This is a genomic window from Nonomuraea roseola (assembly GCF_039535395.1).
Lineage (GTDB): Bacteria > Actinomycetota > Actinomycetes > Streptosporangiales > Streptosporangiaceae > Nonomuraea > Nonomuraea roseola.
Map to the genome: position 1 here is coordinate 1,671,966 of NZ_BAAAXC010000015.1, position 23,593 is coordinate 1,695,558.

General features: G+C 69.9%; 24 protein-coding genes. 14 read left to right on the plus strand and 10 right to left on the minus strand.

Annotated features, from left to right (window positions below; all coding sequences use genetic code 11):
* Positions 1 to 68: 68 nt before the first annotated feature.
* A complete protein-coding gene (sucD, locus tag ABFX55_RS30800) occupies positions 69 to 944 on the minus strand; it encodes a succinate--CoA ligase subunit alpha (protein WP_183650574.1) in 876 nt (291 codons plus the stop codon).
* The gene (gene sucC / locus ABFX55_RS30805) at positions 944 to 2,125 is read right to left on the minus strand and encodes an ADP-forming succinate--CoA ligase subunit beta (RefSeq protein ID WP_183650576.1); all 1,182 of its coding nucleotides are present in this window, start codon (positions 2,123 to 2,125) and stop codon (positions 944 to 946) included. The genes sucD and sucC overlap by 1 nt, the downstream gene beginning before the upstream one ends.
* Positions 2,126 to 2,345: 220 nt before the next feature.
* Here sucC and ABFX55_RS30810 point away from each other — a divergent pair, with 220 nt between their 5' ends.
* The 5 genes from ABFX55_RS30810 to ABFX55_RS30830 all read left to right on the plus strand — a co-directional run bounded on the left by ABFX55_RS30810 (position 2,346) and on the right by ABFX55_RS30830 (position 6,412).
* Entirely contained in the window at positions 2,346 to 3,179 is an 834-nt protein-coding gene (locus tag ABFX55_RS30810) for a hypothetical protein (protein WP_346126223.1), read from the plus strand.
* A gap of 251 nt (positions 3,180 to 3,430) precedes the next feature.
* A complete protein-coding gene (locus tag ABFX55_RS30815; protein WP_346126224.1) occupies positions 3,431 to 4,261 on the plus strand; it encodes a hypothetical protein in 831 nt (276 codons plus the stop codon).
* The gene (locus ABFX55_RS30820; RefSeq protein WP_346126225.1) at positions 4,258 to 5,049 is read left to right on the plus strand and encodes a hypothetical protein; all 792 of its coding nucleotides are present in this window, start codon (positions 4,258 to 4,260) and stop codon (positions 5,047 to 5,049) included. Before ABFX55_RS30815 ends, ABFX55_RS30820 begins: the two co-directional genes overlap by 4 nt.
* A gap of 109 nt (positions 5,050 to 5,158) precedes the next feature.
* Positions 5,159 to 5,953 (plus strand): hypothetical protein, encoded by a 795-nt coding sequence (locus tag ABFX55_RS30825; protein WP_346126226.1) that lies wholly within the window; start codon positions 5,159 to 5,161, stop codon positions 5,951 to 5,953.
* Between the two features lie 24 nt (positions 5,954 to 5,977).
* Positions 5,978 to 6,412 (plus strand): nitroreductase/quinone reductase family protein, encoded by a 435-nt coding sequence (locus ABFX55_RS30830; RefSeq protein ID WP_346126227.1) that lies wholly within the window; start codon positions 5,978 to 5,980, stop codon positions 6,410 to 6,412.
* Between the two features lie 62 nt (positions 6,413 to 6,474).
* Here ABFX55_RS30830 and pcrA read toward each other — a convergent pair whose 3' ends face one another.
* The gene (gene pcrA / locus ABFX55_RS30835; protein WP_446686013.1) at positions 6,475 to 8,727 is read right to left on the minus strand and encodes a DNA helicase PcrA; all 2,253 of its coding nucleotides are present in this window, start codon (positions 8,725 to 8,727) and stop codon (positions 6,475 to 6,477) included.
* A 96-nt stretch (positions 8,728 to 8,823) separates the two neighbouring features.
* Here pcrA and ABFX55_RS30840 point away from each other — a divergent pair, with 96 nt between their 5' ends.
* Together ABFX55_RS30840 and ABFX55_RS30845 are read left to right on the plus strand one after the other, a co-directional pair.
* On the plus strand, positions 8,824 to 9,525 hold the full coding sequence (locus ABFX55_RS30840) for a PIG-L deacetylase family protein (protein ID WP_346126228.1): 702 nt from the start codon (positions 8,824 to 8,826) through the stop codon (positions 9,523 to 9,525).
* Positions 9,526 to 9,619: 94 nt separating this feature from the next.
* Complete coding sequence (locus ABFX55_RS30845) at positions 9,620 to 10,366, plus strand: ABC transporter permease (protein WP_346126229.1); 747 nt, start codon at positions 9,620 to 9,622, stop codon at positions 10,364 to 10,366.
* Here the strand turns inward: ABFX55_RS30845 and ABFX55_RS30850 are convergent.
* From ABFX55_RS30850 to ABFX55_RS30860, 3 genes are read right to left on the minus strand one after another with little or no spacing between them, the layout of a single operon-like run.
* Positions 10,308 to 10,988, minus strand: coding sequence for a CPBP family glutamic-type intramembrane protease (locus ABFX55_RS30850; protein WP_346126230.1), 681 nt, complete (start codon positions 10,986 to 10,988; stop codon positions 10,308 to 10,310). The genes ABFX55_RS30845 and ABFX55_RS30850 overlap by 59 nt on opposite strands.
* Positions 10,989 to 10,997: 9 nt before the next feature.
* On the minus strand, positions 10,998 to 11,261 hold the full coding sequence (locus ABFX55_RS30855; protein WP_183650603.1) for a WhiB family transcriptional regulator: 264 nt from the start codon (positions 11,259 to 11,261) through the stop codon (positions 10,998 to 11,000).
* 35 nt (positions 11,262 to 11,296) lie between these two features.
* Complete coding sequence (locus tag ABFX55_RS30860) at positions 11,297 to 11,944, minus strand: neutral zinc metallopeptidase (protein WP_346126231.1); 648 nt, start codon at positions 11,942 to 11,944, stop codon at positions 11,297 to 11,299.
* Positions 11,945 to 12,018: 74 nt separating this feature from the next.
* Between ABFX55_RS30860 and ABFX55_RS30865 the strand changes: the two genes are divergently transcribed.
* A complete protein-coding gene (locus ABFX55_RS30865) occupies positions 12,019 to 12,651 on the plus strand; it encodes a response regulator transcription factor (RefSeq protein ID WP_346126232.1) in 633 nt (210 codons plus the stop codon).
* Positions 12,652 to 12,657: 6 nt separating this feature from the next.
* Here the strand turns inward: ABFX55_RS30865 and ABFX55_RS30870 are convergent, their stop codons facing one another.
* From ABFX55_RS30870 to ABFX55_RS30885, 4 genes are read right to left on the minus strand one after another with little or no spacing between them, the layout of a single operon-like run.
* A complete protein-coding gene (locus ABFX55_RS30870) occupies positions 12,658 to 14,133 on the minus strand; it encodes a glutamate-cysteine ligase family protein (protein ID WP_346126233.1) in 1,476 nt (491 codons plus the stop codon).
* Positions 14,134 to 14,154: 21 nt separating this feature from the next.
* Positions 14,155 to 15,291: an FAD-dependent monooxygenase gene (locus ABFX55_RS30875; protein ID WP_346126234.1), complete on the minus strand. Its 1,137-nt coding sequence runs from the start codon at positions 15,289 to 15,291 to the stop codon at positions 14,155 to 14,157.
* A 57-nt stretch (positions 15,292 to 15,348) separates the two neighbouring features.
* Positions 15,349 to 15,981: a response regulator gene (locus tag ABFX55_RS30880; RefSeq protein ID WP_183650615.1), complete on the minus strand. Its 633-nt coding sequence runs from the start codon at positions 15,979 to 15,981 to the stop codon at positions 15,349 to 15,351.
* Complete coding sequence (locus ABFX55_RS30885) at positions 15,978 to 17,180, minus strand: ATP-binding protein (protein ID WP_346126235.1); 1,203 nt, start codon at positions 17,178 to 17,180, stop codon at positions 15,978 to 15,980. The genes ABFX55_RS30880 and ABFX55_RS30885 overlap by 4 nt, the downstream gene beginning before the upstream one ends.
* 112 nt (positions 17,181 to 17,292) lie before the next feature.
* Here ABFX55_RS30885 and ABFX55_RS30890 point away from each other — a divergent pair, with 112 nt between their 5' ends.
* Genes ABFX55_RS30890 through ABFX55_RS30920 form a run of 6 tightly spaced genes read left to right on the plus strand, consistent with a single transcriptional unit; the run spans position 17,293 to position 23,536 of the window.
* Positions 17,293 to 18,804 (plus strand): PspC domain-containing protein, encoded by a 1,512-nt coding sequence (locus ABFX55_RS30890; RefSeq protein WP_346126236.1) that lies wholly within the window; start codon positions 17,293 to 17,295, stop codon positions 18,802 to 18,804.
* Entirely contained in the window at positions 18,794 to 19,003 is a 210-nt protein-coding gene (locus ABFX55_RS30895) for a hypothetical protein (RefSeq protein WP_346126237.1), read from the plus strand. Before ABFX55_RS30890 ends, ABFX55_RS30895 begins: the two co-directional genes overlap by 11 nt.
* A gap of 54 nt (positions 19,004 to 19,057) precedes the next feature.
* Complete coding sequence (locus ABFX55_RS30900; protein ID WP_346126238.1) at positions 19,058 to 19,540, plus strand: (2Fe-2S)-binding protein; 483 nt, start codon at positions 19,058 to 19,060, stop codon at positions 19,538 to 19,540.
* The gene (locus tag ABFX55_RS30905; protein ID WP_346126239.1) at positions 19,537 to 21,927 is read left to right on the plus strand and encodes a xanthine dehydrogenase family protein molybdopterin-binding subunit; all 2,391 of its coding nucleotides are present in this window, start codon (positions 19,537 to 19,539) and stop codon (positions 21,925 to 21,927) included. Before ABFX55_RS30900 ends, ABFX55_RS30905 begins: the two co-directional genes overlap by 4 nt.
* Positions 21,924 to 23,018, plus strand: a complete 1,095-nt coding sequence (locus tag ABFX55_RS50020; RefSeq protein ID WP_428834774.1) for an FAD binding domain-containing protein — start codon at positions 21,924 to 21,926, stop codon at positions 23,016 to 23,018. Before ABFX55_RS30905 ends, ABFX55_RS50020 begins: the two co-directional genes overlap by 4 nt.
* Positions 22,934 to 23,536 carry an SRPBCC family protein gene (locus ABFX55_RS30920; protein WP_428834793.1) on the plus strand — a complete coding sequence of 201 codons (603 nt, stop codon included), beginning with the start codon at positions 22,934 to 22,936 and terminating at the stop codon, positions 23,534 to 23,536. Before ABFX55_RS50020 ends, ABFX55_RS30920 begins: the two co-directional genes overlap by 85 nt.
* Positions 23,537 to 23,593 lie beyond the last annotated feature (57 nt).

Consider the following 23,593-nt stretch of genomic DNA (forward strand, 5'->3'; position numbering starts at 1 on the left):
GAAGACGGAACGGCCACCGGGTGACCCCGGTGGCCGTTCCGTGCTGTGCCGTACAGGCAGACAGAGATCTAGCGGGACTGCATGATCTCGCGCATCAGGCGGGCGGTCTCGGAGGGGGTCTTGCCGACGCGGACGCCGACCTTCTCCAGTGCCTCCTTCTTCGCCTGCGCCGTGCCCGCGGAGCCGGACACGATCGCGCCCGCGTGACCCATCGTCTTGCCCTCGGGAGCGGTGAAGCCCGCCACGTAGGCGACGACCGGCTTGGTCACGTGCTGCTCGATGTAGGCCGCGGCCCGCTCCTCCGCGTCGCCGCCGATCTCGCCGATCATCACGATCGCGTCGGTGCCGGGGTCCTCCTGGAAGGCCTGGAGGGCGTCGATGTGCGTGGTGCCGATGACGGGGTCGCCGCCGATGCCCACGGCCGTCGAGAAGCCGAAGTCACGCAGCTCGTACATGAGCTGGTAGGTCAGCGTGCCCGACTTCGACACCAGGCCGATGCGGCCCGCGGTGGTGATGTCGGCGGGGATGATGCCGGCGTTGGAGGCGCCGGGCGAGGCGATGCCGGGGCAGTTCGGACCGATGATGCGGGTCTTGTTGCCCTTGGAGACGGCGTAGGCCCAGAAGGCGGTCGTGTCGTGGACGGGAACGCCCTCGGTGATGACCACGCAGAGCGGGATGCCCGCGTCGATCGCCTCGATGACCGCGTCCTTGGTGAAGGCGGGGGGCACGAAGACGACGGAGACGTCGGCTCCGGTCTGCTCCATGGCCTCCTTGACGGTGCCGAAGACCGGCAGGCCCTCGTGTACCGTGCCTGCCTTGCGGGCGTTGACGCCGCCCACGACGCGGGCGCCGGAGGCGAGCATGCGGCGGGTGTGCTTGGTGCCCTCACCGCCGGTCATGCCCTGAACAATGATCTTGCTGTTCTCGGTCAGCCAGATAGCCATTACGCACCTACCGCAGCGAGCTCGGCGGCGCGCTTGGCCGCGTCGTCCATCGTGTCAACCAGCTCGACGCCCTTCAGCGCTGCGTCGTGCAGGATCTGGCGCCCCAGCAGGGCGTTGTTGCCGTCGAGGCGGACGACCAGCGGGCGGGTCACGGCCTCGCCGCGCTCCTCCAGCAGCTTGAACGCCGAGACGATGCCGTTGGCGACGGCGTCGCAGGCGGTGATGCCGCCGAAGACGTTCACGAAGATCGACTTCACCGCGGGGTCGGAGATGATGATCTCCAGGCCCGCGGCCATGACCTCGGCGCTGGCGCCGCCGCCGATGTCGAGGAAGTTGGCGGGCTTGGGCTTGCCGGGGAAGGCCTCGCCCGCGTAGGCGACGACGTCGAGCGTGGACATGACCAGGCCCGCGCCGTTGCCGATGATGCCGACGTTGCCCTCGAGCTTGACGTAGTTGAGGTCCTTCTCCTTGGCCTTGGCCTCGAGAGGGTCCTCCGCCGCCTTGTCCTCGAACGCGGCGTGGTCGGACTGACGGAACGTGGCGTTCTCGTCCAGTGTGACCTTGCCGTCGAGCGCCTTGACCTGGCCGTCGGCCGACAGGATCATCGGGTTGACCTCGACGAGCGAGGCGTCCTCGTCGACGAAGCAGCACCACAGCTTCTCGATGAGCTCGGCCGCGCCGTCCAGGGACTTCTCGGGAAGACCGCCTGCGACGGCGATCTCGCGCGCCTTGGCGCGGTCGATGCCCGTCAGCGCCGAGACCGGCACCTTGGCGACCTTCTCCGGTGTGTTGTGCGCGACCTCTTCGATGTCCATGCCGCCGGCGGCGGAGCAGATGGCGAGGAAGGTACGGTTCGCGCGGTCGAGCAGGAAGGAGAAGTAGTACTCCTCCGCGATCGCGCTCGCCTCTTCCACGAGCACCTTGTGGACCGTGTGGCCCTTGATGTCCATGCCGAGGATGTCTGTGGCCTTCGCTACGGCGTCGGCGGCGTCGTCGGCGACCTTGACGCCACCGGCCTTGCCGCGGCCCCCGGTCTTGACCTGGGCCTTGACGACAACGCGGCCCGTCAGCTGCTCGGCAGCCGCACGCACCTCCTCCACGGTGTGCGCGACGATGCCGCGCGGCACCGGGATGCCGTAGTCCGCGAAGAGCTCCTTCGCCTGATGTTCGAACAGGTCCACGAGGGTCCGTCCTTGCTTGTTCGACTGATGTACGACGGCCCGGGCCCACCCCGTGTGCCGGGCGTTTCCGCCAAGGAAGCCTAGTCCCAAGCTTGAGCTGCCCAGGTCATCGGGTCGCAGATATCTCTTGCCTGCTACACCAGTGTGCGGTAAATCGCCCGATTGTCCCCTTCTGGATCTAGGATGTCCCGCACATCTGACCGAAGGGGCACACACCGACATGAGGCGTTTGATCGCCGCCGCCGCGCTCACGGTATCCGTAGTCGCGGTCGCCACCCCCGCTTTCGCACACACGGCCCCCGCCTCCGCGGCGCCGAAGAACCCGGTCGAGGCGCTCAAGAAGCAGTTCGTCGCCGGTCACGGCGTCAGGATCTCCGAGACCTCCACCATGACCACCGACGGCAAGTCCTCGGGACCCGTCGGCCGGATGACCGGCGTGCTGGAGTTCGGCAAGTCAGGCGTCGTCTCCTCCGACCTCACCCGGCGCAGCAAGGGCGTCACCGTCAAGCCCGACGACGAGTTCGCCGCCCTGTTCAGCCCCACCCGGTACGTCAGCGTCAAGGGCCAGACGTACGCCAAGGGCGGCATCTACGCCAGCGACCTGCCCGAGGGCAAGAAGTGGGTGCGCGTCCCCGGCGCGCCCGAGGCCAGCCTGTCCGGCAGCCAGATGATCAACATCTTCGACACCACGGTGCTCAAGACCGTCCTCAAGGGCGCCAAGAGCGTGCGCGGCGGCGTCTACAAGGGCGCGATCACGCTCAGCGACCTGAGCAGGGCCTCCGGCGGCTCCGCGGTGAAGGGCAAGTTCGGCAAGATCAAGATCGCCTACGCGGTGACCCTGAACGCCAAGCAGCTCGTCACCAGGGTGACCAGCGAGGCCAAGATGGACTTCGGCCTGCTGGGCGTCATGAGCATGACGGCGGACACCCGCTTCACGGCATGGGGCGGCAAGGTCTCCATCGTCGCCCCGCCCGAGGCCGAGGTGATCGACGCCGCCGACCTCGACAGCGAGGTTCCCGACCTCCCCAGCGTCCTCACCGAGGCCACCCAGTAACACCTCCCTGACGGTCCGGCGCCCCCGACGGGACCGCCGGGCCGTCAGGCTGCGCCCACAGCCCCGCAGGAACAACGACTGAGGGTGGCGGGGACGGGCTCTGCACCGAAAGTTCACGAAGCGTGCGCGCGATCTCCCGGCTTTCGTGATCTGTGGTCGGCAGGCTCGCGTCCATGCGCGCCTCCGAGACGCCATCGTGATCTTCGATTGAAAAGATCATCCTCCCCCTCCAGACGTTGAAGGAAACCTGCATGAGAAAAATTCTCGTCGGCCTCGCCCTCACGACGGGTGTGGCGCTCATCGCCGCCCCCGCGGCGCAGGCAGCGCCGAAGGCCGACCCGGTCAAGTCGCTCAAGGCGCAGTACGTGCCTGGCAAGGGCGTCAAGACCTCTTCCACCATCCGGATGTCGATCTCCGGCGACCCGGTCATCACCGCCCGCGAGAGCGGCGTCACGGCGTTCGGCAAGTCGGGCGTGACCGCCACCGACCGCACGACCAAGTTCCACCTCGACCCGGTCATCGTCGCGGCACTCGAGGACGAGGAGGACGGCCAGTCGCTCAAGGACCTGGTACGCACCCCCACCAGGGTGATCAGCGTCAAGCAGTGGAGCTACCTGTCCGGCGGTCTGGTGGCGAGCACGCTGCCCGAGGGCAAGACCTGGGTGCGCACCCCCAACGCGGGCGACAGCCTCGGCGGCCCCAAGGTCGACCTCTTCGCCTCCGGCACCCTCAAGACCCTGCTCGCCAGCGCCTCCTCCTACAGGAACGGCGTGGCCAAGGGCACCATCAAGGTCTCCCAGCTGCCGGGCAGGCCCTTCGGCGCCAAGGCGGGCCAGAAGGTCAGCTGGACGCTGTGGATCGACGCCAAGGGCCTCGTGAGCCGGTTCGCCACCAAGCTCTCCGTGCCCGTGGGCAGGGGCGAGACGATGGACTTCACCGCCGACGAGAGGTTCACCGGCTGGGGCTCCAAGGTCACCGTCACCGCGCCGCCCGCCGCTGACTGGATCGACTCCAAGGACCTCGACCAGGAGCTGCCCGACGTACCCGGCATGCCCGACGCGCTGACCGAGGCCGCCGGGTGAGGCGCACCTTCATCGGCCTCGCTCTCACCACCGGCGTGGCCCTCGTCACCGCGCTTCCTGCCCAGGCCGCGGCAGGTCCGGACCCGGTGAAGGCGATGAAGGCCCAGCTCTCCGCCAAGAAGGGCGCGGAGGTGGCCTCCACCACCTCCATGAGCGTCGACGGCAAGCTGATGATCAGCTTCAAGGAGAAGGGCAAGGTCCAGCTCGGCAAGGGCAGCGACCTGACCTTCAAGGGTGATCTCGGCCCCGCCATCTACGGCGCCATGGCCCCCGAGGACGTCTACCTCGTCTCGGCGCTGACCGACACCTCACGGGTGATCACCGTCGGCAAGGAGAGCTACGTCTCGGGCGGCCTCGTCCGCAACGCGCTGCCCACCGGGATGACCTGGCTGCGCTTCGACAAGCCCGTCGACTCCCCGGGCGCACCGCCGATCGACATCCTGGCCACCGGCACGCTCAAGACGCTGCTCGCCGGCGCCGCTCCCAAGGGCGGCGTCGCCAAGGGCACCATCTCGGTCGCCAAGCTGCGCTCGGTGGCGCCCAGGCTGCGGACCTTCGCCACGAAGGGCAACGTGTCCTGGACTCTCCAGTTCGACGCCAAGGGCCTGGTCAAGCGCTTCAGCGCCACCCTGCCCTCCGTCGACGGCGTCTCGATCAAGACCGAGACGCGGGTCAGCCGATGGGGTTCGGTCACCGTCTCCCCTCCGCCCGGCGACCAGGTGTTCGACGCCGACGCCCTCGGTGAGGCGGTCCCCATCCCGGACCCGATCGCCGAAGCGAACAAGTAGGACCTGTGCGCGTCGAACGGGCGGCCGGTCATGGCCGCCCGTTCGGCGCTTCACCACAGCCGCAAGGTCATCGGCTCCCCTCGCTCACTCCGTACCTTCAGGACCCCCCATGAAGCCACTTCTCATCGCCCTCGCGCTCGCCACCGCCATCCCCACCCAGCCCGCCCCGAAGCCCGACCCTGTCAAGGTGCTCGACGATCAGATCGAGCCGGGCAGGGGCGTCACCATCTCCGTCGTCACCCGCGTCAGGACCGACGGCAGGCACTACCTCACCGCCAGGACCACCAGGGTCGCCGGGTTCCGCAAGGGAGGGTTCGTCGACGTCGACGACTCGACCACGATGTACTCGCCGCTCGGGAACGAGCACATGGACGACGAGTTCCGCTTCCCCACGCTGCTCATCAGGGCCAAGGGCAAGAGCTACACCTCGGGCGGCCGCCTGATCGGCCATCTTCCGCTGGACAGGAAGTGGGTGCGCAACCACTACCCCGAGAGGAATCTCGCGGATGTCACGGTCGACCTCTTCCGGCCCGGCACGCTGCGGACGCTGCTCGCCACCGCCACCTCCCGCACCTCCAGCACCGCCAAGGGCTTCATCCACGCTGCCAAGATCCCCGGACGGCCCCTGGGCGGATCCCGGCTGAGCCGCGAGAAGGTGGCGTGGGCCCTCTGGTTCGACGCCGAGGGCAGGGTCACCCGCATGACCACCAGGATCTCGGAGCAGACGAACGACGACCACGAGTTGGGCATCACCTCCGACCTGCGCTTCACCGGGTGGGGTGCCAAGGTCACCGTCGAGCCGCCGCCCGCCGACCTGGTCATGGAGGCGGACGACCTTCCCGAGCTCGAACTCCCAGGTGAGGCGGCCATGAAGCTCGCCGAAGCTCTTCCTGAGGAAAACTGAAGTCCGGGACTGCACGATGACGCCATGAACGCAGACGTCACCGACAGCCCCGACCGTTCGGTCGCCGAGCATGTGCGCCGCTATCTCGACACCGACGGCGAGGACGGATTCCTCGAAGGCGGCGTGACCAACCTCATCCTCACCAGCGTGGGCAGGAAGAGCGGCACGCGCCGCCGTACCGGGGTGTTCTTCGGCCAGGACGGCGAGCGCCACGTGCTGGTCGCGTCCGGCAGCGCGCTCGGCGCCCCCTCGCTGCCCAACTGGTATCTCAACCTGCTCGCCAACCCCGAGGCCGAGGTGCAGGTGCGCGCCGAGCGGTTCGCCGTGCGCGCCTACACCGCGACGGGCGCCGAACGCGACAGGCTGTGGCGGCTCATGACCGCCCTGGCGCCGCTGTATCACCGGTACGCGGCAACCGCCGGGCAGGAGATCCCGATCGTCGTCCTGGAAAGGGTCTGAGCGCCCTGGCCGTGCAGGCGTGTGGGAGCGTGACGCCGCCGCCCGTGCTCAGGACGGGCCTGTCAGAGCTTCTCCAGTGGTGCGTAGGCGAGGAGCAGGGTCTTCTCGCCGCCGCTCCCGAAGTCGATCTTCACCTTGGTCTTCTCCGCCACGCCGTCGACCGACACGACGGTGCCGAGGCCGAACGCGTCGTGGGTGACCCTGTCGCCGGGATTCAGCGACGGCAGCTGCTTGCCGCCGGGCTTGCGAGCGGCCGGTGCCGGGCTCTCCTTGCGGGACGTGGCCGCGCTCCACGCCGACTTCTCGGGGTCGGTGCGCCACTCGATGAGCTTGGCAGGCACCTCGTTGACGAAGCGCGAGGCGGGGTTGAACGACGGGGAGCCCCACGAGCTGCGCACCGCCGCCCTGGTGATGTAGAGGCGCTTCTCCGCGCGGGTGATGCCGACGTAGGCCAGGCGGCGCTCCTCCTCCAGCTCCTTCGGCTCACCCAGGGAGCGGATGTGCGGGAAGACGCCGTCCTCCATCGCGGTGAGGAAGACCACGGGGAACTCCAGGCCCTTGGCGGTGTGGAGGGTCATCAGCGTGACCACGCCCTGGCCGCCGTCGCCCTCGGGGATCTGGTCGGCGTCGGCCACCAGGGACACCTGCTCGAGGAACTCCACGAGCGTGCCCTCGGGGTTGGCCTCCTCGAACTCGGAGGCGACGGAGATCAGCTCGTTGAGGTTCTCGAGGCGCGACTCGTCCTGCGGGTCCTCGGAGGCCTCCAGCTCGGCCCGGTAGCCGGTCGACACGAGGATCTCCTCGGCCAGCGCCGAGGGCGGCATGCCCTCGGCCTTGCCGATCAGGTCGTCGACCATCGCGACGAACTCGCGGATGGCGTTCAGCGACCTGGTCGCCATGCCGTACGCCTCCTCCGCCCTGCGCAGCGCCTCCCAGAAGGAGATGCGCTCACGCGAGGACAGCGCCTCGACCAGCGCCTCGGCGCGGTCGCCGATGCCGCGCTTGGGCACGTTGAGAATGCGCCGCAGGGAGACCACGTCGTTGGGGTTGGCCAGCACCCGCAGGTAGGCCAGCAGGTCCTTGACCTCCTTGCGCTCGTAGAAGCGCACACCCCCGACCACCTTGTACGGCAGGCCGGTGCGGATGAAGATCTCCTCGAACACGCGGGAGGCCGCGTTGGTGCGGTAGAAGACCGCGACGTCGCCAGGGCGCACGCCCTCCTCGTCGGTGAGCTTGTCGACCTCCTGGGCGACGAACATCGCCTCGTCGTGCTCGTTGTCGGCGACGTAACCGACGATCTTCGGCCCGTCGCCCTGGTCGGACCACAGGTTCTTCGGCTTGCGCGACTCGTTGCGCGAGATGACCGAGTTGGCGGCGGCCAGGATGTTCTGGCTGGAGCGGTAGTTCTGCTCGAGCAGGATCGTGCGCGCGTCGGGGTAGTCGCGCTCGAACTCCAGGATGTTGCGGATCGTCGCGCCGCGGAAGGCGTAGATCGACTGGTCGGCGTCGCCGACGACGCACAGCTCCGACTGGTCGGCCCCCGACCGCACCGGCTCGCCGTCGACGGTGGTCAGCTGGGGCCGCCCGACCAGCTCCCTGATCAGGATGTACTGGGCGTGGTTGGTGTCCTGGTACTCGTCGACCATCACGTGCCTGAAGCGCATGCGGTAGTGCTCGGCCACCTCGGGGAAGAGCTGGAACAGCACCACGGTGTTCATGATGATGTCGTCGAAGTCCATCGCGCCGGACTCGGTCAGCTTGAGCTGGTAGGCCTTGTAGGCCTGCGCGAGCGTCTTCTCCAGGTGCGAGCCCGCCCTGTCGATCGCGCTCTCGTAGTCGATCAGCTCGTTCTTGAAGTTGCTGACCTGGGCGGAGAACGAGCGCGGCGGGTAGCGCTTGGGGTCGAGGTCCATCTCGCGGCAGACCATCGCCATGAGCCGCTGGGAGTCGGCCTGGTCGTAGATGGAGAAGCTGGAGGGGTAGCCGAGCCTCTTGGCCTCCTTGCGCAGGATGCGCATGCAGGCGCTGTGGAAGGTCATCACCCACATGGCCTTGGAGCGAGGGCCGATCAGCCTGTCGATGCGCTCCTTCATCTCCTTGGCGGCCTTGTTGGTGAAGGTGATCGCGAGGATCTCACCCGGGTGGACCTCGCGCTCGGCCAGGAGGTAGGCGATGCGGTGGGTGAGCACCCGAGTCTTGCCTGAACCCGCCCCCGCGACGATGAGCAGGGGGCTGCCGTGATGGATCACGGCCTCGCGCTGCTGCGGGTTGAGGCCGTCGAGCAAGGGGTGGTCAACAGAGACTTGGGTGGGCACGGACCTAGGGTAAAGCGCGCCACCGACAAACGCGTCCAGGAATGCCTCGCTGCCCTTCCAGGTTCCGAGAACGGACCCCCTTCGTAAGGAGAGAACATGGAGATCACCCGAGTCCTGGTGGTGACCGCGCACCCCGACGACGTCGACTTCGGCGCCGCGGGCACGATCGCGCAGTTCGTCGACAAGGGCGTCGAGGTGACCTACCTGCTCGTCACCTCAGGTGACGCGGGAGGCAACGAGCGCGAGGTCGACGGCGAGGGCATGGCCGAGCTGCGCAGGACCGAGCAGGCCGAGGCCGCCAAGGCGGTCGGCGTCACCGACGTGCGGTTCCTGTCCGGCTACCGCGACGGCAGGGTGGAGCCCACGATCGAGCTGCGGCGCGACATCGCCAGGGTGATCCGCCAGGTGCGCCCCGAGCTGGTGATCACCAGCACCCCCGAGCGCAACTACCAGTTCATCGGCCCCAGCCACCCCGACCACCGCGCCGTCGGCGGCGCCACGCTCGACGCCGTCTACCCCGACGCGCGCAACCCCTACGCCTACGCCGAGCTGGCCGACCTGGAGGCGTGGACGGTCGGCGAGGTCTGGCTGCTCGGCGGCACGAGCCCCAACCACTTCGTGGACATCACCGACACGATCGACCGCAAGATCACCGCGCTCACCGCGCACGCGAGCCAGGTCGGGCACCGCGAGGGCTTCGAGGAGTTCGTCCGCGAGCGCTGGTCGGGCATCGCGCTGAAGGCGGGCCTCGGCGAGGGCCGCTACGCCGAGGCCTTCCAGGTCGTTCCCACCGCCTGACCCAGCGCCTGACCCGCCTGGCCGACCGCCTGACCCGCCGCTCCCGGCCCGCCGCTCCTGCCCCTCGGATCGTCTCCCCTGTAGAACCTTCCGCATGGGACTCACGCTCACCCCCGCGCTCGCCGCCGTCGTCGTCCTGCTCGCCGTCGCGGGCGCGGTCGTGGCGGGGCTGGGCGGGCTGGGGCACGCCCGTGCCGTCCTGACCGCCTGCCTGCGGGCGGCGGTCCAGCTGGGCGCCGTCTCGCTGGTGATCGCGTGGGTCGTCGGCGCGCCACCGGGCGTCGCCGCCTTCCTGCTGGTCATGTACGGCGTCGCCACCGTCACCGCGGGCCGCAGGATCGCCAAGGAGCGCCCCTGGCCCGCCGCCCTGCCCATCGCGGCGGGCACGCTGCCCGTGCTGATCGCGCTCTTCGGCACCGGCGTGGCCCCCATGCGGGGCATCACGCTCATCCCGATCGCGGGGATCCTGCTCGGCGGCTGCCTGACCGCCACCGCCCTGGCAGGCAGGCGCGCCGTCGACGAGCTGCGCCAGCGTAGGGGCGAGGTCGAGGCCGCGCTCGCCCTCGGCCTGCTCGACAGGGACGCCAACCTGGAGATCTGCCGCCCCGCCGCAGCCCAGGCGCTGGTGCCCGCGCTCGACCAGACCAGGACCGTCGGCCTGGTCACGCTGCCCGGCGCGTTCGTCGGCATGCTGCTGGGCGGCGCGCAGCCACTCGAGGCGGGCGTCGTTCAGCTGGTGGTGCTCGTGGGGCTGCTGGCCGCCGAGGCGATCGCGGTGCTCGTCACGGTCGAGCTGGTGGCGCGGGGGCGATTCGGGCGAACAGGTATCCCAGCGAGTTAGTCGCCAGGTGCAGCATCGAGGGGGCCAGCAGGCCGCCCCTGCGGCGCAGCTCGCAGAACAGCACGCCGGCCGCGGTCGTGGAGAGCACCCCGCCGACCACGACCTTGGTGACGTCCGTGCTCCCCGAGGCCAGCTCTCCGAGAGCGGGATTGGCACGGGCCAGCTCCATCGCGGGCAGGATGTGCCAGAGCCCGAACAGCGCCGACGAGAGCGCCGTGGCCGCGGCGGTGCCGTGGCCGCGGCGCAGCATGCCGTACAGGGCGCCCCTGAAGCCGACCTCCTCCAGCAGGACCGTGCCCACGGGCACCTGGAGCAGCGCCGCCTCCAGCAGCTCGGCCCTGGACAGCGACAGCGCCCGCTCGTCGTGGAAGAGCGGGCGGGTGCGCGGGATGGCGATGCCCGCGGTGTAGCCCGCGGCCACGATCGCGGCCAGCGCGGCGCCCGCCTTGGCGCCCTTCAGCCCACGGGTGAAGCCGATCTCCTCCCACGACAGGCCCGACCGCCGGGCCATCGCGACGAGCGCGGCGGTGGCTACGGCCGAGGTCAGCGGCGCGAGTCGGGGGGCGACACGGTTGTTGACGACGTTGGCCGCGACGAGCACGGCGAGGGAGCGAAGCAGCACCCCTTGAGGCTATGCGCTGCGCTGCCGCCATCCGGCGGGAAAGCGCAGCCGTCTGCGTTCCTGGGGGGTGAGCCCTCCCCAGATTCCCTCGGTCTCCCCTGACCTCACCGCGTAGGCCCTGCAGTCGTCGAGCACCTGGCAGCCCGAGCAGACCGCCTTGGCCCGCGCCTCCTGGACGGGAGACGGCGCGGGAGGAAAGAAGAGGTCGGGGTCGCTGGTCCTGCAGGCTCCCCGCCGCAGCCAGCTGATCTCTCTGACGTTCCCCAATGGCATGCGCCCAAGCTAGACCGCGAAGCCGGGGACCCGCATCACCCTTGCGACGTACATGCGCCTACACCGTTGTTGTATCCCGTCGCGAACGAGCGCTGACGCTGGGCGGCCGTGCCGTGCGCGTCGGGCCTGAACCAGTCGTCGGTCGGGTCGCCCGCGGCCTCGAGGTTGAGCAGGAGCTCGGTGTCGTCGCCCTCCTCGGCCTCCAGCACGCCCGCGCGCACCAGCCCCGCCAGCGCCCCTCCCGCGTAGCAGTCCGCCTGGAGCTCTCTCTGCACGTTGAGCGCGAACTCGGTGCCCAGCTGCGCCTGTACGGCATGCCCGATCTCGTGCGGGATGATCAGATAGGTCGAGCCGTCGCCCATCTCGTTCCAGAAGGCCGCCATCCAGTCGACGTCGTAGGCGATGAAGTGCCCGTCCGGGCAGTAGAAGGCGTTGTTGGGCACGGCGGGCTGTCCCCCGCACGAAGGACCGCCCTCACCCCTGTAGGCGACGAAGTCCGTGACCGGCTCGTAGGTGCGGCCGAGCGCCTCGAACTGCGCCTTCCAGAACGCCTCGGTGTGCACGCGTGCCAGCCGTACGTCCTCCTCGAAGGTGTCGCCCTCGCGGCCGCGGGTGGCGGCGGGCCCACCGCACGCGGTCAGCAGGAGGACCAGCAGCGCGGCGAGCGATCTGCGGAGGGTCATTCCTCCATTTTGCCCGGGAGGCCGGTGCCACACGCCCCGAGACGGGGACCGGGAGCCGGTGGGACGATCGGCGCATGATCAGGGTTCTCATCGCGGACGACCATCCGGTCTTCCGCTCAGGACTGCGCGGCCTGCTGTCCGCGCTCGACATCGAGGTCGTCGGCGAGGCGAGGGACGGCGCCGAGGCCGTACGGCTGGCGGCCGAGCTCCAGCCGGACGTCGTGGTCATGGACCTGCACATGCCGGGCGGCAACGGCGTCGACGCCACGCGCACGATCACCAGGGTGAGCCCAGGGATCGGGGTGCTGGTGCTGACCATGTTCCACGACGACGACTCGGTGTTCGCCGCGATCAGGGCAGGGGCCAGGGGCTACCTGCTGAAGGAGGCGGGCGTGGAGGAGATCTCCCGCGCCGTGCAGGCGGTCGCGGCGGGAGAGGCGATCTACGGCCCCGGGATCGCCAAGCGGGTGCTCGGCTTCTTCGCGGGCATGGCCGAGCCGTCGCGCGCCGCCTTCCCCGAGCTCACCGAGCGGGAGCGGGAGGTCCTCGAGCTGATCGCGCAGGGCCGCAACAACACCGAGATCGCCTCGCTCCTGTTCCTCAGCTCCAAGACCATCAGGAACCACGTGTCGAACATCTTCATGAAGCTGCACGTGGCCGACCGCGCCCAGGCCATCATCAGGGCCCGCGAGGCCGGACTCGGCTGACCTTCGTCAGACGTCCCAGGTGTGGACGGGCTCGTTGGCGTGCATGCGCTCGATGTAGGCCACCGTCATCCTGCGCAGCGCCTCCTGCCTGCCCTCAGGCCCGTCGCCCCGGAGGGCCGCGACGGCCTCCACCTGCCAGGTGGAGCCCGTCCTGCCGGTCAGGCAGCGGCCCTCGATCACCCCGAGCAGCCGGTCGGCGACGCTTCTGTCGACGCCCCACCGCGACAGCCCCTCGGCCGCCATCGGCAGCAGCCTGCGCAGCACCAGCTCGGCCGCGGGCACCTCGCCGAGCCCAGGCCAGTAGAGCCTGGCATCCAGCCCGTGCCTGGCCGCGCTCGCCAGGTTCTCCTCGGCGGTGCTGAAGGACATCTGGCTCCACACGGGGCGCTCGGCGAAGGGCAGCACCTTCATGAGGCCGTAGTAGAAGGCCGCGTTGGCCGCGACGTCCAGCACGGAGGGCCCCGCGGGCAGGACCCTGTTCTCCACGCGCAGGTGCGGCGTGCCTTCCACGACCGCGTAGACCGGCCTGTTCCACCGGTAGACGGTGCCGTTGTGCAGGGTGAGCTCGTCCAGCGAGGGGATCCGTCCCGCCGCGAGCTCGGCCGTGGGGTCCTCCTCCGAGCACAGCGGCAGCAGCGCGGGGAAGTAGCGGACGTTCTCCTCGAACAGGTCGAAGACGCTGGTGATCCAGCGCTCGCCGAACCACACGCGCGGCCGTACGCCCTGCGACTTGAGCTCCTTCGGGCGGGTGTCGGTGGCCTGCTCGAACAGGGCGATCCTGGTCTCCCTGTGCAACTCCTTGCCGAACAAGTAGGGCGAGTTGGCCGCGATGGCGACCTGGGGGCCCGCGATGGCCTGCGCGGCGTTCCAGTGGGCGGCGAACGCCTCGGGGCTGACCTGGAGGTGCAGCTGCACACTGGTGCAGGCGGCCTCGGGGGTGATGCTGTCGGCGTAGGTGTCGAGCCGTTCGACGCCCTCGATGCACAGGTGCAGGTCCTCACCCCTGGCGGCGAAGATCTGCTCGTTGAGCAGCTTGTAGCGGGGGTTGGCCGACAGCGTGCCCTCGTGGGTGTCCTCCTGCCTGAGCGTCGGCAGGATGCCGATCAGGACCAGGTGGCCGCCCTCGGAGCGGGCGCGCTCCTCGGCATGGTTGAGCCTGGCGCGTACCGACTCCTCCAGGCGGAGCGCGCCGTCGCCGTCCAGGCCCTGGGGGGCGATGTTGATCTCGACGTTGAACTGGCCGAGCTCGGTCGCCCAGTCGGGCTGGGCGATGGCCGCCAGCACCTCGGCGTTGCGCATGGCGGGGTCACCCCGCCAGTCGACCAGGTTGAGCTCGATCTCCAGCCCGGCCAGCGGCCGGTCGAACTCGAAGCGCGACTCGCGCAGCATCTGAGCGAAGACGTCCAGATTGCGCCGCACCTTCTCCCGATAGTTACGGCGGTCTTCCCTGCTGAACACGACGACCGGCACGTCTCTGCCCATACCTGGGAATGTCGCACGGGACTAGTAGTCCTTCAAGGACAGCCTGCCCACGACCTCACCAAAATCCTCCCCCCGATACTCCTCACCGGCCTGCTGGGCCTCCACGCGCGCCTTGTTGGTGAGGGCGAGCTCCTGGTTGCCCCTGACGTAGTCGCGCAGCTCCCGCTCGTAGGCGGCGAAGGCGGCGGTGTGATCGCCACGGGCCGCGGCGAGCTCGCCGGCCAGCACGTACGCGCCCACCATGGCCATGCTGGTGCCCTGCCCCGACAGCGGCGAACCGCAGTAGCCCGCGTCGCCGAGCAGCGCGACCCTGCCGCTGGACCAGCTGTCCATGTGGATCTGGGCCATCGCGTCGAGGTGGAAGTCCTCGGCCCCCCACATGTGCTCCAGCAGCTCGGGGAAGACCCATCCCGCGCCGCCCAGTCTGTCCCGCAGGATGCGCTTCTGCGCCTCGACGTCGCGGTGGTCGAAGGCGATCGGCTCGGACTCGAAGCCCATGTAGACCCGCGCCTCGCTGTTGCCGCGCACGCTCATCACCCCGCCGCCCCAGCCGCTGCCTGGCATCTGGTGGAAGATCTGCCAGCGGTCGAGACCGAGGATGTTGGGCGCGGTCCACACCGACAGGTAGGTGCCCAGGTGGCGGATGAAGCGGCTCTCGGGGCCGAAGACCAGGCTGCGGGTGTTGGAGTGCAGCCCGTCCGCGCCCACCACCACGTCGAAGGTACGGCGCAGCCCGCTGTCGAAGGTGACGTGCGCTCCCCTCCCGTCCTGGACGATCTCCTTGATGGAGTCGCCGAAGAGGTAGCCGACCTCGCCCGCCGCCTTGGCGAGGATCTGGCTGAGGTCGTCGCGCAGGATCTCGATGTCGGGGCCGGCCAGCTCGCCGCCGGTGAACGTGTGCTCCTCCGAGCGGTAGACCTCGTTGCCCTCGCCGTCCACCATGGACATGCCGCGCATCTGGACGCGGTGCGCGCGGATCTCCTCCAGCAGGCCCATGCGCGCCGCCACGTCGAGGGCGGGCCCGCGCACGTCGATCGCCTGGCCTCCTGGCCTGAGGCCGTTCGAGCGCTCCACGATCGTGACGTCGAAGCCGTGACGCGTGAGCCAGTAGGCCAGAGCGGGTCCGCCGATGCTCGCGCCGGAAATCAGAATGTTCATGTCAGGCAGACTGGCCGCGGGCGCGCACCGCTCACGCACCGGTCGCTGACCGGGCGATCACACCAGACGGCGGGCGGTGGCCCAGCGCGACAGCTCGTGCCTGTTCGACAGCTGGAGCTTGCGCAGCACCGACGACACGTGCGTCTCCACGGTCTTGACCGAGATGAACAGCTCCTTGGCGATCTCCTTGTAGGCGTAGCCGCGCGCGATGAGGCGCAGCACCTCGCGCTCGCGCTGGGTCAGGGAGTCGAGCTCGGGGTCGATGGAGGGCGCCTCGCTGGAGGCGAAGGCGTCGAGCACGAACCCGGCCAGCCGGGGGGAGAACACCGCGTCGCCGTCGGCCACCCTGCGGATCGCGTCGGTCAGCTCGCGCCCGCTGATGTTCTTGGTGACGTAGCCTCTGGCGCCGCCCCTGATCACGCCGATCACGTCCTCGGCGGCGTCGGAGACCGACAGCGCGAGGAAGCGGACCTGCGAGCCGGAGCCGAGCACGCGGCGCAGCACCTCCTGGCCGCCACCGCCCGGCATGTGGACGTCGAGCAGCACGACGTCGGGTTCGAGCGTGGCGATCGCCTTCACCGCCGACTCGACGTCCTCGGCCTCGCCCACGACCTGGATCGAGTCGCCCAGCTCGGCGCGCACGCCCGATCGGAACAGCCGATGGTCATCGACGATCAGCACGCGAATCATTTCTCCACCTTCATCGTCAACATCACTTCCGTGCCCTCACCGGGCTCGGTACGCACCCTGGCGTTGCCGCCGTGGCGTTCCATCCTTCCGATGATGGACTCCCTGATCCCCATGCGGTCCAGGGGTACCTCGTCCAGATCGAAGCCCTTGCCTCGATCCTTCACGAAAATGGTGACTTCTTCACCCTCCACCTCCGCATAAACGGAGATGACCGGGCTCTCGGAGTATTTGGCCGCGTTGACCATCGCCTGGCGAGAGGCGTTGAGCATCGCGCCGAGCCTGCCGCCCGAATCGAGCTCGGTGTCGCCCACGCAGACGACCTCGATGGGCACGCCGTGCGAGTCCTCCTCCTCGGCCGCGATGCGCCGTACGGCGGCGGCGAGCGTGGCGTCGGCGTCCTGCGCGGGCTGGTAGAGCCAGTTGCGCAGCTCCCGCTCCTGCGCGCGGGCCAGCCTGGTGACCTCGCGCGGGTCGTGCGAGACCCGCTGGATCAGCGTGAGGGTGTGCAGCACGGAGTCGTGCACCATCGCGGCGACCTCGGCCCGCTCCTCCTGCCTGATGCGCTCGCGCCGTTCGAGCTGCAGCTCCTTCGACAGACCCGCCAGCCATGGCGCCGCGATGACCGCGATGCCGCCGACCACCACCGCGGTGAAGAGCAGCCCCGGCCTGGCCGCCTGCAACTGGCCCTCCGCGACGAGGAAGCCGATCGCGCCGATGACCACGAGCACGACGCCGAGCAGCGTGCGCACGCGGTTCTTCCGCATGCCCTTGGTGGCGCCGCTGACCCATGTCTTGCGCCGTTCGGGATCCGCCTGCTGCCAGAGGATGAGCGCGCCGATGCCGCCGACGGCGAACGGCAGCATGCCGATGCCTCCCTGGGCGGCGCCGGTGATCCAGCCGAAGGCGGCCAGCGCCACGCCGATCGCCGTGAAGGCGGCCAGCTGGCTCCAGTCGCGTGCCGGCGGCGGACCCTCCGCCTGTCTGCGCGGCGTGATCATCCACAGCACGGCGTAGGCGGCGATGCCCACGCCGTCCACGACGCTGAGCAGCACGAAGCTCAGCCGGATCACGATCGGATCCAGCTTGAGCTGGGCGGCGAGCCCCTGGGCGACGCCGCCGACCAGCCGACCCTCCATGGAACGGGTCAGCCGGGGAAAGGGCGCGTCGTCTGTCTCGCGCAGAGTCTGTTGGTCAGCCATAACATGGCCATAGTCACACGTCGCGGACGTGCCGGACATCAGGGAGCAGCCCCAGGGTCTCCTCAGGGGAGTCCCGGATGCGCATCCTGGGCTTCCGCGCCACGATGGTGCCATGACCGAAGCACCGCCCACCGACCAGGCAGCCCCGCCTCGTGTGCTCAAGCGCAGCGGCGAGGGCCGGATGATCACTGGCGTGTGCGCGGGGCTCGGCCGTTACACGCGCATCGATCCGGTGGTCTACCGGATCGGTTTCGCCATGCTGGTGCTCGGCTCCGGCATCGGGTTGTTCCTCTACATCGCGGCCTTCCTGCTGATGAAGGAGTCCAACGGCCGCCCCGGCCACGTCGAGACGTGGACCAGGCGCGACTTCGACGCCGAGACCGTGTTCGCGCTGCTGACCGGCGTCGCGGGGTTCGGCCTCATCATCAACATCGCCACGGTGTGGCTGGGCACCGGCACGCTGGTGGTCGCCACGCTGATGGCGATCACGCTGCTGACCGCGCACGCCCGGGGCCTCGACCTGCCCGCGCTGGCCCGCTCCCTGCCCGAGCGGCTCAACCGCAGGACCGAGCCGATCGCGCCCGAGCCCGTCGTCCCCGAGCCGATGCCGGTACGGCCGCAGCCGCCCGCCGTCCGCAGGGAGCCGGCTCCCATGCGGCACGAGCCGCCCGCCGTCCACCACGAGCCTCGCCCCGAGTCCATGCCCTCCATGGAGAGCGCGGCCTTCAACGCCTCCGCGTCTTCAGAGGCGGAGGCCCAGGCGGAGACCGAGGCGCCCACCCGGGTGAACGAGGCGTCCGAGACCCCCACCAGGGTGAATCAGGTGCCCCAGACCCCTACCAGGGTGAACGAGGCGCCGGTGGCGCCGCTGCCCCCTCTGCCCTCCTACGGCGAGCCGTTCGCGCCGCGCGGCCCCTACCAGCCGCTCGATCCCCGCAGGCGGGCCGGCTACTCGCCCTATGACCTGAGCCACTACGGCGAGCAGGTCCCCACCCCGCGCCCCAGGCGACGCAGGTCGTTCACCGGCGTGGTCACCGTCCTGCTCGCAATGATCGTTGGAGGGATCGTCGTGGCGGCCCAAGCCACCTCTGGATCCGCCACCCCCAGCCTCACCGCCGTGGGTGGTGCCATGCTCATCACCGTCGGCGCAGGGCTGCTGGTGGCCACCTGGTTCGGCCGTGGCGCCGGGCTCGTCGCGCTGGGCACCGTCCTGGCCCTGGTCATCGGGGCGGGCCTGATGTTCGGCCATCTGCCGAGGAAGATCGGCAGCGCCACGTGGAGCCCGACGAGCGTGGCCGAGTCGGCCCGTGTCTACGAGGTGGGCATCGGCGACGGCACGCTCGACCTGACCGAGCTGGAGCTCCCTCCGGGGGCCAAGACCACCTTCAGAGCGACGCTGTCGGTGGGCGAGCTCGTCGTCATCGTGCCGCCGACGGCTCGGGTGGAGGTGCACGCGACCTCCAGGGTGGGCGACATCTCCATCGGCCAGTCCGTCGAGGGCGGCACCGACCTCGAGGTGAACAGGGTGCTCGAACCCGAGGTGAGATCCGAGGGCAAGGTGCCGACGATCGTGCTGAACCTCAAGGGCGGCGTCGGCGACCTGGAGGTGCGCGTTGGCGCGTGAGACGAGCCCGGAGCGGCAGCGGCTGCTGCACAGGACCGACTGGATGGCCCTGCTCAGCGGCATCCTGTTCCTGGTCCTCGGCATCCTGCTGGTGAGCGGTGTGATCAGTGACGCGCTGCTGCTCTGGGCGCTGCTCGTCGGCGGCCTGGGGTTCGCAGGGGTGATAGCCATCGTCGCGAGGTCCGTCAGGCGCTTGTGACCGATCGATTCATAGGCGTACGTTCGAATCACCCCCGCTATTGAGGGAGGACGTATGCCTCGAATCGCTGTCACCGTCGACGGAATCCGATACGAGGAGGACGTGGAGCCCAGGCTCCTCCTCGTGCACCTTCTCCGAGACCGGCTGGGCAAGACCGGCACCCCCGTCGGGTGCGACACCAGCAACTGCGGCGCCTGCACGGTCATGCTCGACGGGAAGAGCGTCAAGAGCTGCTCGGTGCTGGCCGTACAGGCCGACGGCAGCGACATCGTCACGATCGAGGGCCTCGCGACCGCGGGGACCATGCACCCCATGCAGCGGGCCTTCCACGAGGAGCACGCACTCCAGTGCGGCTACTGCACGCCGGGCATGGTCATGGCCGCGATCGACCTGCTCAGGGAGGACCCCGACCCGTCGGAGGAGACCATCAGGCACGGCCTGGAGGGCAACCTCTGCAGGTGCACGGGCTACTGCAACATCGTCAGAGCGGTACGGCGGGGCGCCCAGAGCATGGGGCAGGCGGTGACGACGCCATGACCGAAGAGCTCGACGCGGGCGTGGTCGCCCAGCAGATCGCCGAGAGCGGGCAGCTGTCCGAGCCCGACAGCACCCGCGAGGTCGGCAGGGCGCGCAGGCGCAAGGAGGACGCCAGGCTGCTGGCCGGGCGCACCACCTGGACCGACAACATCCAGCTTCCCGGGCTGCTGCACGTCGCCTTCAAGCGCAGCCCCATGGCCCATGCGCGCATCGTGGGCGTCGACGTCTCCGCCGCGCGCGACATGCCGGGTGTGGTAGCCGTCTTCAGCGGTCAGGACGTCGCCGACGAGCAGGGTAGCCTGCCGTGCGCGTGGCCGGTGACCGAGGACATCGTCATCCCCGACCACCCGCCGATGGCCGTGCGGGAGGTCCGCTACCCGGGCGAGGCCGTCGCCTGCGTGGTGGCCACCGACCGCTACCTGGCGGCCGACGCGCTGGACGCGATCGACGTCGACTACGAGCCGCTGCCTCCCGTCCTCGACATGGCCGAGGCGCTCACCGAGGCGAGCCCGAAGGTGCACGAAAGCGGCAACCGCGCCTTCACCTGGACCTTCGCCCAGGGTGACATCGACGCGGCCTTCAGGGACGCGCCGGTGCTCATCGACCGCACCTACGTCCAGCAGCGGCTGATCCCGACGGCGATGGAGCCGAGGGCGGTCGCCGCCACCACCGACGGCGAGTCCTTCACGCTGTGGTCCTCGACCCAGATCCCGCACGTGCTGCGCGTGATGCTGGCGCTGACCACCGGCATCCCCGAGCACAGGCTGCGCGTGGTCGCCCCCGACGTGGGCGGAGGGTTCGGCTCCAAGCTGCAGGTCACCGCGGAGGAGGTGCTCTGCCTGCTGCTCACGAGAAGGCTCGGCAAGCCGGTCAAGTGGACCGAGTCGCGCTCGGAGGGCAACCTGACCGTGCACCACGGACGCGACCAGGTCCAGCACATCGCGCTGGCCGCCGAGGCCGACGGGCGCGTCAGGGGCGTGAAGGTCGAGCTGCTCGCCGACATGGGCGCCTACCTCATGCTGGTCACGCCGGGCGTGCCGCTGCTCGGGGCCTTCATGTACAACGGCATCTACAAGATGGACGCCTACAGCTTCGACTGCACGGGCGTCTTCACCACCAAGATGCCGACCGACGCCTACAGGGGCGCCGGCCGTCCCGAGGCGACCTACGCCATCGAGCGGGTCATGGACGAGCTGGCGGCCGAGCTGAACCTCGACCCCATCGAGGTGCGCAGGCGCAACTGGATCAGGCATGAGGAGTTCCCGTACACCACGATCGCGGGGCTCACCTACGACTCGGGCAACTACGAGGCCGCGACCGAGAAGGCACTGTCGCTGTTCGGCTACGACAAGTTGCGCGCCGAGCAGTCCGACAGGCGCGACAGGGGCGACCCCGTCCAGCTCGGCATCGGCGTCAGCACCTACACCGAGATGTGCGGCCTGGCGCCCAGCAGGGTGCTCGGCTCGCTCAGCTACGGCGCGGGCGGATGGGAGCACGGTTCGGTGCGCATGCTGCCCACGGGCAAGGTCGAGGTCGTCACCGGCACCTCGCCGCACGGGCAGGGTCACGAGACCGCCTGGAGCCAGATCGTGGCCGACTCGCTGGGCGTGCCGTTCGACGACATCGCGGTCGTCCACGGCGACACCGCGATCTCGCACAAGGGCATGGACACCTACGGCTCGCGCTCCCTTGTCGTCGGCGGCATGGCCGTCCTGCAGGCGTGCGAGAAGGTGAAGGACAAGGCGAGGAGACTGGCCGCGCACACGCTGGAGTGCTCGCCCGACGACCTCGAGTTCTTCCAGGGCGCGTTCAAGGTCAAGGGGACGGAGTCGAGCAAGACGATCCAGGAGCTCGCGCTCGCCGCCTTCGCCGCGCACGACCTGCCCGAGGGGGTGGAGCCCAGGCTCGACGCCGACGCCACGTTCGATCCCGAGAACTTCTCCTTCCCGCACGGCACCCACCTGTGCGCGATCGAGGTCGACACCGAGACGGGCATGGCCAGGATCCGCAAGTACGTGGCGGTGGACGACGTCGGTCACGTCATCAACCCGCTGATCGTCGAGGGTCAGGTGCACGGCGGTCTCGCCCAGGGCATCGCGCAGGCGCTGTACGAGGAGGCCGTCCACGACTCCGAGGGCAACCTGCTCACCACGACGATGGCCGACTACCTGATCCCCACGGCCGCGGACCTGCCCGACTTCGTCACCGACAGGACCGAGTCGCCGGCGACCTCCAACCCGCTCGGCGTCAAGGGCGTCGGGGAGGCGGGCACCATCGCCTCCACGCCCGCCGTCGTCAACGCCGTCGTGGACGCCCTGCGCCCGCACGGCGTGCACGACATCCAGATGCCCTGCACGCCCGAACGGATCTGGAGGGCCATCCGATGATCCCGGCCCAGTTCGACTACCTCAGGCCAGGCTCGCTGCAGGAGGCGAGCGAGGCGCTGGCCTCGGACGAGGAGGCGAAGGTGCTGGCGGGCGGCCAGTCACTGCTGCCGCTGCTGCGCCTGCGCCTGGCCTACCCCTCGCTGCTGGTCGACGTCAGCCGCCTGGAGGAGCTGACCGGCATCCTCGACGAGCGCGACCACGTCTTCATCGGCGCGATGGCCACCCATGACGAGGTGCTGCGCTCGCCCGCGGTCATCGCGGGCTGCCCGCTCGTGGCGCTGGCCGCCGCCACTGTCGCCGACCCCGCCGTACGGCACCGCGGCACCTTCGGCGGCTCGCTCGCCCACGCCGACCCCGCTGGAGACCTGCCGGCCGTGGCCCTCGCGCTGGAGTGCGTGATGGTCACCTCCACCAGGCAGATCCCCGCGGCCGACTTCTTCCTCGACTACCTGGAGCCGGCGCTGGAGCCGGGCGAGATCCTGGTCGGGGTGAAGGTGCCCAAGCTCGGTCCCGGCTGGGGCTTCCACTACGAGAAGTTCCACCGCACCGCCCAGGCCTGGGCGATCGTCGGCGTGGCCGCGGCGGTCCGCCGGGCCAACGGCTCGATCCAGGAGGCCAGGATCGGGCTGACCAACATGGGCCCCCACTCCCGTGCGCGCCCGCGCGGTCGAGAGCGCGCTGCAGGGCGTCGAGCTGGGCGAGGCCGTACGGCAGGCGTGCGAGGAGGCGGCCGAGGGCACCTCGCCCACCTCCGACCTGCACGCCCAGGCCGACTACCGAAGGCACCTGGCCCAGGTGCTGACTCACAGGGCGGTGAACGCGGCTGCGGGCAGGCCCTGACGTCGCGTGGGCGTCCCTCAGGGGACGCCCACAACCCACGGGGTGGTCAGCGGAGGCCCCAGGCGCGAGTCTGGGACCACAGACAGGCGGAAGGAGCGGATCAATGGCGATGCGGTTCGAGCACGAGTTCACGGTCCCTGTCCCGATCGAGCAGGCGTGGGCGGCGCTGCTCGACGTCGAGCGGGTGGCCCCGTGCCTGCCGGGGGCCACGCTCGACATCGTCGAAGGCGAGGAGTTCACCGGCAGGATGAAGGTGAAGGTCGGCCCCATCACCGTCACCTACAGGGGCACCGCCCGCTTCGAGGACGTCGACAAGGACGCCTACACCCTCACGCTGCAGGCCTCGGGCAAGGAGGCGCGCGGCTCCGGCACCGCCAGCGCGTCGGTCACCGCGCGCCTGACCCCCGCGGGCGAGGCGACCGCGGTGCGGGTGGAGTCCTCGTTCAACGTCACGGGCAGGCCCGCGCAGTTCGGGAGGGGCGTCATGGCGGAGGTGGGCGGCAAGCTGATCGACAGGTTCGCGGAGAACCTGGCCGAGCTGCTGGGCGAGAGCCAGTCCGAGGAGCGCCATCTCGCCGCGGTGCCCGAACTCGACGAGGAGGACGCCAGGCCTAGCGGCACCCTGCGCACCTCGCTCACGCCCGACGAGGAGGCGCTCGACCTGCTCGAGATCGCGGGTACACCGCTGCTCAAGCGGGTGGCCCCGGTCGCCGGAGCGATTGCTGGTCTTCTGTTCCTTGTATGGCTGATCAGGCGTATTGTCCGGTAAAAACCCACTCAAGTAGGGACACACCACCGGTCCTGAGGGAATGTCTGACCTCGAGCA